Source organism: Empedobacter sp. UBA7252, assembly GCF_002472765.1.
Classification (GTDB): Bacteria; Bacteroidota; Bacteroidia; order Flavobacteriales; family Weeksellaceae; genus Empedobacter; species Empedobacter falsenii_B.
The window spans coordinates 1-12,079 of record NZ_DKSQ01000065.1 but is presented as its reverse complement, the minus strand read 5'-3'; the positions used below and the strand labels follow the sequence as shown (position 1 = coordinate 12,079).

Genomic DNA, 12,079 nt, shown 5'->3' with positions numbered 1-12,079 from the left:
GTAAATTAGTTAATGTGATAATTCTTTAATTATCTTGATTTTGATGTACTTATAATTTTATTCACAATTTTAGAAATGTTTACCAATTTATCAGATAAACTTTCTGTATTTGGATAATTTTTAGATAATTGACATAATTCTAACCAATACTTGGTTTCATCAATTTCTTTTGCTGCAATCTTAAACTTGTGAATAAAATCATTCAAGCTTTCAGCGTTTTGAGCTTCTCTAATATTTGCTCCTATTGAAGTTCCTGATTTTAATAATTGATTTGAAATAACAAATTTCTTATCCAATTCAAGTTCTTCACAATATTCTATAATTAATAGTGAAAATTCTAAAGTTAATTTTAAAATGATATTATCTTTTTCCATCATTAACTCATTAACAAATTATCACATCAACTCATTATTAATAACTATCCTACAGAACCTTCTAATGAGATTTCTAATAATTTTTTCGCTTCAACGGCAAACTCCATTGGTAATTTGTCTAATACTTCGCGGCTAAATCCGTTTACGATTAATGCAATCGCTTTTTCAGTATCGATACCACGTTGATTACAATAGAACAATTGATCTTCACCAATTTTAGAAGTTGTTGCTTCGTGTTCTAATTGAGCCGATTTATTTTCGATTTCGATGTAAGGGAAAGTATGCGCACCACACTCGTTACCCATCAACAATGAATCACATTGAGAGAAGTTACGTGCTCCTTCAGCGTTTTTCATCACTTTCACCAAACCACGGTAAGAGTTTTGAGATTTACCAGCAGAAATACCTTTCGAAATAATTGTCGATTTCGTATTCTTACCGATGTGAATCATTTTTGTTCCTGTATCCGCTTGTTGATAATTATTTGTTACCGCAATTGAGTAAAACTCACCTACCGAATTATCTCCTTTTAAGATACAAGATGGATATTTCCATGTTACCGCAGAACCTGTTTCAACTTGCGTCCACGATACTTTTGCATTTTTCTCGCAAACTGCACGTTTTGTTACAAAGTTGAAAACTCCACCTTTTCCTTTATCATCACCAGGATACCAGTTTTGTACAGTAGAATATTTGATCTCAGCATCATCCATAATGATTAACTCAACCACAGCAGCGTGTAATTGGTTTTCATCACGCATTGGCGCTGTACAACCTTCTAAATACGAAACATAAGCACCTTCGTCCGCAATTAATAAAGTACGCTCAAACTGTCCTGTTCCTGCAGAGTTGATACGGAAATACGTTGATAATTCCATTGGACAACGAACACCTTTTGGAATATAACAGAATGATCCGTCCGAGAAAACTGCCGAGTTTAAAGCTGCATAAAAGTTATCTGTTGGCGGAACTACTTTACCAATGTATTTTTTCACCAATTCTGGATGTTCTTTAATTGCTTCCGAAATTGACATAAAAATAATTCCTTTTTCTGCTAATGTTTCGCGGAAAGTTGTTTTTACTGAAACTGAATCAAAAACCACATCAATCGCAACTCCAGACAAACGTTTTTGTTCATCTAAAGAAATTCCTAATTTCTCGAAAGTTTTTAATAATTCAGGATCAACTTCGTCTAAACTTGCTAATTCTTTCTTTGGTTTTGGAGCTGCATAATACTGAATAGCCTGAAAATCTGGCTTTTCGTAAGTTACGTTTGCCCATTCTGGTTCTTCCATTTTAACCCAAGCGCGGTAAGCTTCCAAACGCCATTCCGTCATCCACTCAGGCTCCTCTTTTTTGGCTGAAATAGCACGCACGATATCTTCATTCAATCCAACTGGGAATTCTTCATATTCCATTTCAGTCGTCCAACCAAACTCATATTGCTTTTGGCTAGCAAGATCTTCACGTAGATCGTCTTCTGTATATTTTGTGTTACTCATCTTATTATTTATAAAATGTATAGGTAAAATTAAACTGTAAAGGTTGCTGTTTATCAGCTTTATTTCCTAAAAATTTGAATTCTTTTAATCGTTGATTTTGATCTAAAATCACCTCAAATTGTGGTTGATTATTTTTCGAAATCTGATATTTATTTTGAGCAATTAATTTAATTTCTGACCAAGGTCCTTCTACCAAATTAATTTTTTCTGTTTTTTGCGCAACATCTGGTGTATATTCTTTTATTTTGAATGGCACCTGAAATGTCGAATTGCTATAACAAATCTTATTAATGTCTTGACCTAATGATTTTGTAATTCTACAATCGTGCATTAATCGATCTTCGAAACCAATTTTCTGCTCCATATAGGTTTTCTTCAACATCACATCTCCTTCTAACCAAATGATATCAAAAAGTTTATTTCCGTTTTTGACATACATATTTTCTTGGTCATAAAAGAATTGATTTGTTTTTACTTCACTTCCTTTTCTTGCTATTGTTTCGGCAGAAATTACACCATCTTTGTACGTATAACTTACTTTAGTTGGTGTTGCAACCTCATCTGTCAATTCAAAATCAAGAAGATTTCCTGTCGCATCATAATTTGCTTTGTACGCAACTTTTTTGTTTGATGCATTGGTAATGGTGATTGTTTTGATTTTTGATTCGTCTAAATCCAACGCTTTTATAAAAGGTTTTACATTAAACAAACCGAAAAATAGTTGTTCTGAATAAGCTTTATTCAATTTTTTTGAAGATTCGGTTGGTTGAAAAACCATCAAATCTTTTTCTACAATTGTATTTTGTCCAAAAGCAACAAAACCAATCAAAAACGTAACGAATAAAGCTATTTTTTTCATCTTAAACAGCAAAACTTTCTCCACAACCGCACGTGCGCGATGCATTTGGATTATTGAATACGAAACCTTTTCCATTCAATCCTCCTGAATATTCTAATGTCATTCCAACAAGGTATAAAAATGATTTTTTGTCAACCAAAATTCTTACGCCATTGTCGTCAAACAATTTGTCATCTGCACTTTGTTCTTTCGTAAACTCTAAATTATAGTTTAAACCTGAACATCCTCCACTCGTAACTCCTACACGAACAAAAGATTCTTCGATAGAAGTTCCTTCTTCTTGTAAAAGTGATATTATTTTATTTTTTGCTGATTCTGAAACCTTAATCATTTGATTCTAATTTTATATTGCAAAGATACTTATTTAAAATGACTTCAAATAATGAACGATATAAATATTAACAATCGCTTAAGTTATATTATTTATCGCCAACTTACAATTTGATCAAATTACTTCAATCCCAATTTGTTTCGCGTACGTTTCAATACTTTTTGTGCAACATCTCTTGCTTTCAATGCACCATTTTCTAAAAATGCATCCAAAGTCACTTTATCATTCATCAACTCATCAAATTTAGTACGCGCATCAGCATATTTCTCTAAAATTAATTCGTATAAAGTCTGTTTTGCATGACCATATCCGTAACCTCCATTCAAATAATTTTGACGCATTTCCTCTACTTGTTCTGGCGTTGCCAATAATTTGTATAAAGCAAAAACATTGTCTGTATCTGGATTTTTAGGATCTTCTAATGGAGTTGAATCCGTTTCAATCGACATTACTTGCTTGCGCAATTGTTTCTCTGGTAAGAAAATATTGATAAAATTATTTCTTGATTTAGACATTTTGTTTCCATCAGTTCCTGGAATCAACATAATATTTTCATCAATTGCAGCTTGTGGTAAAACAAAAGTTTCTCCCATTTGGTGATTGAATTTTTCGGCAACACTACGTGTAATTTCTAAATGTTGCAATTGATCTTTCCCAACAGGTACAACTTCAGCATCATACAATAAAATATCCGCAGCCATCAAAATTGGATACGTAAATAATCCTGCATTTACATCTGCTAAATAATCTGCTTTATCTTTGAAAGAATGCGCTAAAGTAAGACGTTGAAATGGAAAGAAGTTCAATAAATACCATGTTAATTCTGTTGTTTCAGTCACATCAGATTGACGGTAAAAAACTACTTTCGAAGGATCTAAACCTAATGCCAGCCAAGTTGCAGCCACTTCGTACGTATTTTGTTTTAACACTTCCGCATCTTTAATTTGCGTTAAAGCGTGTAAATCAGCAATAAAAATGAAAGAGTCATTTCCTTCTTTCTCCGTTAATTCGATTGCTGGAGAAATTGCTCCTAAAATATTTCCTAAGTGCGGAGTTCCAGTAGCTTGAACTCCTGTAAGTATTCTTGGCATTTGTTTTAAAATTTAAGAAGCAAAGATAAACTTAATCAACGAAATGCACCAATTGTAACGAGAAGTTTATTTGAATTAATTGACAAGAATGACGAAAAACATATGGATGCACTAAAAAAGCTTTCCAATTTGTCGAAATGGCCAAGAAATTGTGCGACTTAATTTTCTTAAAATAGTTGGAGATTTATAATAACTTACAACTGCAGCACCTAAAACAATATCTCCTGTTTCAGTTTTTATATTCTGACATATAGAAGAATTTGTAAAAGTGAATTCTTTAATTCCATAGCTATCATATTCTAAAGTATAAAAATCTTGATTAATCGGAACCTTTATTTTAAACTCACCATTTTCATTTGTATATACAATATTTTTCGAATTTTTAAGATTTACTGGAATATCATATTCTGGAAAACCATTACCATCATTAATAATTCCTTGCACTACAATCGAATCATTTTCTGTTTGTGCTTTTGTGATAGTTGAAAAGCTTAAAAATCCAACTAAAGAAGAAAGTTGTAACCATCTTTTGGATTGATTAGAAATAGATTTTGAAGCTTCGTATGAATTAAATTGTTCTAAATTTCTGGTTTTAATTTTTACACAAGCGGTAGGATTATCATTCAGAAAAGTTTTTAATTCTTTGAACGAATAATGGTCCAAATTGTGAACACATTTAGAACAAACATCACAAAACTTTTGTTGTGACTCCGCATCCTTCATTTCGTTCCAATTCTGATTGCATTTTTTATCAATTTGTAGCTGCATAAAAATCTACTTTTCAATAAAATTAAACTTTTTTCGAAAATTTTTCAAACCTCAACCAACCTTTTTGCAAAAAGATGAATCTATAAAGAAAAAAGATTCATTAACCTTAAATTATATTGATATGAGTAACAAAGCTTTTTTAGACATTCTTTTCGAAAACCGAAACAAAGAATATGGTGCGTACCAACTAAGACAAGTTGCAAACCACGATTTGATGAAATCTCTTTTTGTTGGGATTGGTATTGTTGCATTAATTACTGGTGGAACTATTTATGCAAATAATAAAACAATGAATAATGAAATAACAAAAAAAGATGATGGTGTAATTGTTATTTTAGATAATGTGACTCCTCCTGATAAAAAAATAGAAGAAGTAACTCCTCCAAAAGAAGATCCACCGATGGAAGAAAAAACAATTCAATTAAAAACAGATCAGGCGAAACATATTATTCCAACTCCAACAGAAAGTCCAAAAGTTGAAGAAACTATAAAATCTGTTGACGAACTAAAAGGAAAAGATTTAGGCGTTTTTAATAGAAATGGTGATAAATCTAATGGACAAGTTGGTGGTGGAGAAGTAAGTGACGAAGGAAATAAAGTAGGTAAACAAAATACGGACATTCCAGAAGGTCCAAAAACTCCAGAACCTAAAAAACCTGATGTTGCAATTTCAGCGAAAAATGCTGCAGTAATGGCAATTTATCCTGGTTGTGAAAGTGAGAGCAAAAAAGGAAATGCAGCTTTAACAAAATGTATGAGTGATAAAATCTCGAAAGAGTTAGGTGGAGAATTAAGTGATTTTGCCGAAACTGCTTCTCGAAATAATATTGGTTCAGCGGTTGCAAAAATGCAATTTATTGTAAACAAAAATGGAGAAATTTCACAAGTAAAACCGTTAAGTGGAAGTAATCAAGATTTAGGCAAAGAAGCTAAATCTGCGTTGGAGCGTATCAATAAACAAATTCTAAGAAAAGGTAAAAAAATAACGCCTGCAAAATTAGAAGATGGTTCGGATGCAAATTTAATCTTTTCAATTCCTGTTAGATTTCAAACAAACGAATAATTAATAATACTTTTCTTTCTGAAACCATTGCATTCATTTTTTTGAGTGTGATGGTTTCTATTGTTTAAGAAATTGAATATCTATTCAGAAAAAGTTCTTTTAAATGTATATTTGTCGCATAAAATTTAAGTTTTAAGTCAATCTTAACACAATAAAATTGTAACTTCGTTGCGAATTATGAATAAGAATATTGTTTACGGATTGATTGGTTTCGGTTATTTTTTGATCGGAATTTTTACTTGGAAATATCAGTTTTTCATCATCAAATTAGATGAAATAAAAGCGATGTTATTGGGTATTTTATTTATTGTTTATGGCGCTTTTCGTGTTTATCGCGGTATAAAATCTTATAAAAATGATCAAAAAAATTAGTTTACTTTCACTTTCGGCCTTTCTTATTTTTTCCACTTTTAGTTGTAAAGACAAAGAAAAACAGACAAAAGCTGAACAAAAAACTGCTGTAAAACGCGCTTTACACGAATACGGAGATTTGGCAATGACGGTAGATCCAAGCTTTAAGAATTTGGCGCAATCGTTAGCAAATATGTATATGGTTGATTATCCAGATGTAAAAATTACGATTAACGAAGAGATTGAAGAAAAAGCTATCAAAGATTTTTATGAAGGGAAGATTCCTATTTTGATGGTAAGTAAGCCTTTAACAAAAGCTCAACAACAACATTTATTCAATAAAACAACAACAAAATATATTTCTTCTGTAATTGCATTAGACGCAACAGTTTTTATTACCTCTGTTGATAATTCAATCAACTCTATCTCGATGAATGATATTAAGGATAATTTGTATAAAAATGATCCGAAAATAACATTTGTTTACGATCATCCAAACTCTGCCAATTACAATACAATAAATGATAAATTAAAATTATCTGTAGAAAATGGCGCAAAAGTAACAGCTATGGGCGATGCAGAAAAAGTGATTGATTTTGTACAAAAAGATAAAACTGCAATCGGAATTATTGGATTGAATATTTTAAGTGATAAAGGAAATCCGAAAGTTGAAGAATATCTTAAAAAGGTAAAAATATTATCAATTGCAGATGATAAAGGAAATTTAGCATTGCCAACTATTCCGAATTTGAAATATGGTGTTTATCCTTTTTATCGTCAAATTTATATTTTGAAAAATGAAGTTGGTTTCGGAATTGGAGCTGGTTTCACAAGGTTTGCAGGTTCGCAACGTGGACAAAAAATTGTAACACGCGAAAGTCTTCAACCTTATTATATTTATAAACGTGAAGTTCAAATTAATAATCTAGAACAACCCTTACAATAAAAACAGAAAACCTTCCGAAATGGAAGGTTTTTTTTGGTTATTTTCTATTATCTATCTCTTTTCTTAATTCTATTATATGTTTGAAATTAGACAGATCTTCTTCATTCAAACTATACCATTCAATCCAATCTATACGCATTGTTGTGTCATATTCTCCTAACAAAGCATCAAGTAAAATATAAATTGTATTTTGCATTTGTCCACTACCATCAAAATTCTTGATGTATAAATCTATTCCATATAAACCTTCATTTATAGACGATTTATAATACAAATCATCATAAGATATTTCATAATCATTGTAACGAATCCCTAAATTATCATTACCAATTCTTTGGCGAAAAGCAATAATATTCCAATTTTTGAATTTCGGAGATTGTTTAACTAGTTTTTCAACTGATACAAAACTCTCTTTTAAACCATCAGCCGAAATCGTAAATTCTCTTTTCCCATTTTCTAATATTGGACTTGAATTAAAAGCTAAATTTGAATCAACCTTTACTAATTCATTTCTAATCTTATCATACAATTCTAATTGTAATTCTTTGCTATCTATATTATCATAAATGTATTTTTCATTTTTTTTAAACCAATTCCAAAAATTAGTTTCTGGACTTGACTTACAAAAACTAAAAGATGAACAACCAACAATAAATAGGACTAAAAGTAAAATTTTATTCATTATTCATAATATTAATCAAATCTTGCTCCCCAAGGGTTTTGCAAATCGAAACCTAAACTAAATAACATTCCGTTCTTGCGACCATCAACTTGATAATCTGATAAACCAATATCGTAGGAAATTCCAGCTTTTAAAGAACCAACTTTAAACTTTAGGATTGGTGAAACAAACAACGGATTGCTATTTTTAGAATCCATTCCTTGCTTGTACCCTACTCCAATATCAACGCCTTGATTATTGTCTCCAAAACCAATATGCGACATCAAGTTTATATCCAAATGACGCTCCGAATTCGAGTTCAAATTATACACCAAAGAAGGTTCTAACGCAATTCCTTCGGAAACGTTCCATTTATATCCAACATTGAAATAATACCACGTTGGCAAAGGCTCTACATTGTTCACATAATACACATTTTGGCTTAACGGAATATCCAAAACCGACACTCCAGCGGAGAAACCAGCATATTTGAAAGATAATCCCAAATTCGCAAAATATGTAGAATATTTATCTTCTTGTAAAGCAGGGTCATTCGGATCTTCTGCGATAATTTTTGAATAATCAAAACGTTGCGAAACATTAGAAGCACCAACACCGAAAGAGAAAACATTGATTTCATCTCCATCATAACTTCTATCATCAATAGGAATGTGATATGCTGCATTAATTCCGAAACCAGTCATTTTAACTGCCCCATTTCTATCGTTGAAAAATTGCATTCCCAACGCCAAACGATCTACAATAATTCCGTGAGCACTTACCGTTTGTGTACTTGGACTTTCAGGTAAATCGTCCCACTGATTGCGATGCGTTCCTGTTATAGAAATCACATTCGGGTCTTGTCCTGCGTACGAAGGATTAATTAACATTTTATCACTCACCAAATAGTGATTATAAAACGGTAACCCTTGTTGTGCTTCTACTTTATAAAGTGAGAATAGAGTTAATATGAATAGTGTTATTTTTTTCATAAATATGTTTCAATCAATTAATTGATTTTTCGTTTAACTAATATACTACCAGAATATAAAACTTGCAAATCATCTGATTGCTTCGAGAATTCTAACAAATACCAATATGTCCCATCTGCAACAGGTTTACCATTTAGCGTTCCGTCCCATTTTATAATATCTGTTCCTTCTTGTGTCAATATCTGTTTTCCGTAACGGTCAAAAATAATCAATTTGTACGAATTTGATGTATCGGTAACTTTACCATCTTTTGTCATTGGTTGCCAAATATCATTAAAACCATCATTATTTGGTGTTACAACATTTGGTAAAGCAAGGTAAATAACATTTTTACGCTCCGAAACTCCACAATTATTCAATCTTACTCTTACTGTAAAATTATTATTTTTGATATTATCTGGAATAATTAATTCATTCTTTGTTTGCCAATCTACAATTACTTTTCCATCAGAATCAAACAACGCATATTCTAACTTTCCATTTCCTTTTGCAGAAACAATTATACTTTTTTCGTTGATTGTAATTTTATCAATTGTAGGCAATACTGAAAGAGAAACAACTAACGTTTTAACAATAGAACAACCCGATAATTTATCTTCAATTGTAATTTTATAATTACCTGCATCAAGCTCAAAAATATATGTTCCTAAAATTCTAGTTCCATCTTCTTTTTCTACCTCATAATAATACTTATCGTAATCTGTTTGAGTTGTAAAATCTAACTTATATTTTTCTCCTGTACACAATGGATCTGGATTTTCAACCTCGATATTAGGTAAAGAATTTTTCTTGTAGTTTAATTTTAAGGTAATCACACCACAATAGTCCAAATTATAAAAATCAACATCTACTGAACCTTGATTAGAATTAAATTGATCAAAAATTTGATCTTTTGTTTTAGAACTTGTTAAAGAATAATTAGTTTGAATGTAATCTAAAATTGCTTGAATTTGAGTTTTCGCATCATCGTTTTCACCTTCACAAAAAACAATTGGATTCGCTTTTGTATAACTTTCTAATGAAGGAACATCAACAATTAAATCTTGTTTTTTATTGACCGTTAATTCTACAGCTGTTAAACAAATCTCTCTTAATGTATTTTTAAATTCAATTGGAATATTCAAAGAAGTATTTCCTCCAAAATTCAATATTCTTTGGATAGAATTTCCTTGAATATATTCTGTTCCATCAATAAATATTTTGTAATCAAAAACATTTAGTCCGAAATTATTTTTTAATAAATCATCATCAATTGTTAATGTTTCTCCTTCGCAAAACACACCTGAAAATGTTGCAGATACAACATTTGGTTGATTAACTGTTTTTACAATTAAATACATATCTTCTGAAAAACAGCTTTCACCAACTTTTTTTATTTTAAAACTTAATGTTTGATTAGAATTTGCATTAACATTAACTGGTAAAAATGGTGTTCCATCTAAATTAAAAATATCAAAATCTGTAATGTTTGAAATTCCAAATTTATCTTTAATATGTTCTTTTATTTCATCTATATCAAAAGTATAATTTTGTGTCACACCTAAACAAACAGGATTGAATAAAACTTCAAAAGGTTTTGTAGGAATAGAAGAATCATTTAACGTAATTTTCAACGGAGCTGTAGATTCACAAAAACCAGCTTTATTTCCTGTAATTGATAAATTAAAACTTGTTTGTGTTCTATTGTTGTAAATCTCATTATACAAATTTTGAAGTTGTGATTCAATATAACTTGTACCATTATAAACCAAATTTATAGTAACTAAATTATCATTCTTTTTTACATTATTGATGATTAATTCAAATTCAGAAAAAGAAAAATCACTTCGGCAAAAAGTTAAAGTCAAATTATCCAAATCTACATTTGTTTTTTTTCTTAACTGTAAACTCTACAATATTACTTGTACAAGATGCATCAGAACGATCTTCAATCTGAACATTAAACTTAGCTTCATTCCCAATAAAATTATAAGGTGTTGTTGGCATATTCACTAAACGATAAATAGTTGAGTCAACTCCTAAAGCAGTTAAAATTTCAGCTTCTGATAAAATTTCAGTATTACAAACTTCTGCAAATTTTCCAGAAGGTAAAATAGGATTTGAGTTAATTAGCTTAAATTCAACTTCTCTTGAAAATAAATCTATAGAACAGAACTCAGCACCAATATATTTTAATTTGATTCTATAATTATTAGAATTATTTAAAGGAATATTTCCATTAACAATTGCGTCATCAACATATACTTCATAATCTGCATATTTAGAGGAATTAATAGATGGAGATATTCTACTAATTAAATCCTCTTTTAAAAAAGTTATTGACGTAGCACAATATTGTTCTGTTTTGTTTTGAACTGTATAAATCAACTCTGGAATAAATTTGAATTTTATAGATTTATAGATATAAACTAATTTATTAGAATTATCATAAACTCTGGCATACAAAATTTGTTCTATTCCGTTAATATAGCTGATATTATCATTTGTAGATGTATTATCTGGTTTATAAAATTCTATATTCCCAACATTTATACTTGGGTCTGAAACTCTAATATCATTTATAATTTTGGTCTTCACATCTGATAATAAATAATCATCTGTATAACAATGGTTATCAAAAACAAGATTATCTACTGTTTTAGCTCCACTAATTGTTAACTCTAAAATTGGATTATCTGTACCATAAATTGCTATTACAATAATTTCTCCTTCTTTTAACTTACTTCCATTTTCAAAAGCACTTACAAAACCATCTGTAGAATTTGATATACAATCATTTAATTTACCACCCTTTAAACCCTTCTCTTTTGTTATGTTACTATAAACAGCTCTAATTGGATTTATAGTTGTATATTCATTAGAACTTGAACCTGTTCTTACAAAAATATCATTAGGATTCGAATTTTTCGAAAGTCTCCATAACATAAAATGGAATTTATCAATATTTCCTTTCAATGTAAATTCAAAATCCATATCATTCGGTGCTACGTAATAATAAAAATTATAATAGCCAGTTGTATGGAACTCACAATTCATTAAACGTGGAACAAAAGAATTTACACTTTCGTTAGGTAATGTTATTCCAGAAGTTACTATATCATTAATTTTATTTATTAAAGGATGTGTAATCTTCCCTAAAAA

Annotated in this window: 13 protein-coding genes; 3 read left to right on the top strand and 10 right to left on the bottom strand. The window is 30.0% G+C overall.

The window, feature by feature from the left end:
- Positions 1-29: 29 nt before the first annotated feature.
- The 6 genes from B2X73_RS09365 to B2X73_RS09340 form a co-directional block, all read right to left on the bottom strand.
- Positions 30-374 (bottom strand): four helix bundle protein, encoded by a 345-nt coding sequence (locus B2X73_RS09365; RefSeq protein ID WP_219035200.1) that lies wholly within the window; start codon positions 372-374, stop codon positions 30-32.
- Positions 375-418: 44 nt separating this feature from the next.
- Positions 419-1,876 (bottom strand): Fe-S cluster assembly protein SufB, encoded by a 1,458-nt coding sequence (gene sufB, locus B2X73_RS09360; protein WP_114999857.1) that lies wholly within the window; start codon positions 1,874-1,876, stop codon positions 419-421.
- Positions 1,877-1,880: 4 nt separating this feature from the next.
- Positions 1,881-2,735 (bottom strand): hypothetical protein, encoded by an 855-nt coding sequence (locus tag B2X73_RS09355; RefSeq protein ID WP_221854567.1) that lies wholly within the window; start codon positions 2,733-2,735, stop codon positions 1,881-1,883.
- Position 2,736: 1 nt separating this feature from the next.
- Positions 2,737-3,066, bottom strand: coding sequence for a HesB/IscA family protein (locus B2X73_RS09350; RefSeq protein WP_180906272.1), 330 nt, complete (start codon positions 3,064-3,066; stop codon positions 2,737-2,739).
- A 119-nt stretch (positions 3,067-3,185) separates the two neighbouring features.
- Positions 3,186-4,157: a tryptophan--tRNA ligase gene (gene trpS / locus B2X73_RS09345; RefSeq protein WP_286495867.1), complete on the bottom strand. Its 972-nt coding sequence runs from the start codon at positions 4,155-4,157 to the stop codon at positions 3,186-3,188.
- 111 nt (positions 4,158-4,268) lie between these two features.
- On the bottom strand, positions 4,269-4,925 hold the full coding sequence (locus B2X73_RS09340) for a hypothetical protein (protein ID WP_286495869.1): 657 nt from the start codon (positions 4,923-4,925) through the stop codon (positions 4,269-4,271).
- Positions 4,926-4,989: 64 nt separating this feature from the next.
- On the opposite strand from B2X73_RS09340, the gene B2X73_RS09335 reads away from it, so the two are divergent.
- The 3 genes from B2X73_RS09335 (at position 4,990) to B2X73_RS09325 (ending at position 7,285) form a co-directional block, all read left to right on the top strand.
- On the top strand, positions 4,990-5,988 hold the full coding sequence (locus tag B2X73_RS09335) for an energy transducer TonB (RefSeq protein ID WP_291047510.1): 999 nt from the start codon (positions 4,990-4,992) through the stop codon (positions 5,986-5,988).
- Positions 5,989-6,165: 177 nt separating this feature from the next.
- Positions 6,166-6,360 carry a C4-dicarboxylate ABC transporter gene (locus B2X73_RS09330; RefSeq protein WP_135834486.1) on the top strand — a complete coding sequence of 65 codons (195 nt, stop codon included), beginning with the start codon at positions 6,166-6,168 and terminating at the stop codon, positions 6,358-6,360.
- The gene (locus B2X73_RS09325; protein ID WP_135834485.1) at positions 6,344-7,285 is read left to right on the top strand and encodes a PstS family phosphate ABC transporter substrate-binding protein; all 942 of its coding nucleotides are present in this window, start codon (positions 6,344-6,346) and stop codon (positions 7,283-7,285) included. The genes B2X73_RS09330 and B2X73_RS09325 overlap by 17 nt, the downstream gene beginning before the upstream one ends.
- 37 nt (positions 7,286-7,322) lie before the next feature.
- On the opposite strand, the gene B2X73_RS09320 is transcribed toward B2X73_RS09325, so the two are convergent.
- The 4 genes from B2X73_RS09320 to B2X73_RS09305 all read right to left on the bottom strand — a co-directional run.
- Positions 7,323-7,967, bottom strand: a complete 645-nt coding sequence (locus tag B2X73_RS09320; protein ID WP_219035206.1) for a hypothetical protein — start codon at positions 7,965-7,967, stop codon at positions 7,323-7,325.
- Positions 7,968-7,978: 11 nt separating this feature from the next.
- Positions 7,979-8,938: a PorP/SprF family type IX secretion system membrane protein gene (locus B2X73_RS09315; RefSeq protein WP_219035207.1), complete on the bottom strand. Its 960-nt coding sequence runs from the start codon at positions 8,936-8,938 to the stop codon at positions 7,979-7,981.
- A 17-nt stretch (positions 8,939-8,955) separates the two neighbouring features.
- Positions 8,956-10,794, bottom strand: coding sequence for a T9SS type B sorting domain-containing protein (locus B2X73_RS09310; RefSeq protein WP_219035208.1), 1,839 nt, complete (start codon positions 10,792-10,794; stop codon positions 8,956-8,958).
- Positions 10,787-12,079 (bottom strand): hypothetical protein (locus B2X73_RS09305; RefSeq protein ID WP_291047508.1); only part of this gene is annotated, 1,293 nt, incomplete at its 5' end. The genes B2X73_RS09310 and B2X73_RS09305, both read right to left, overlap by 8 nt.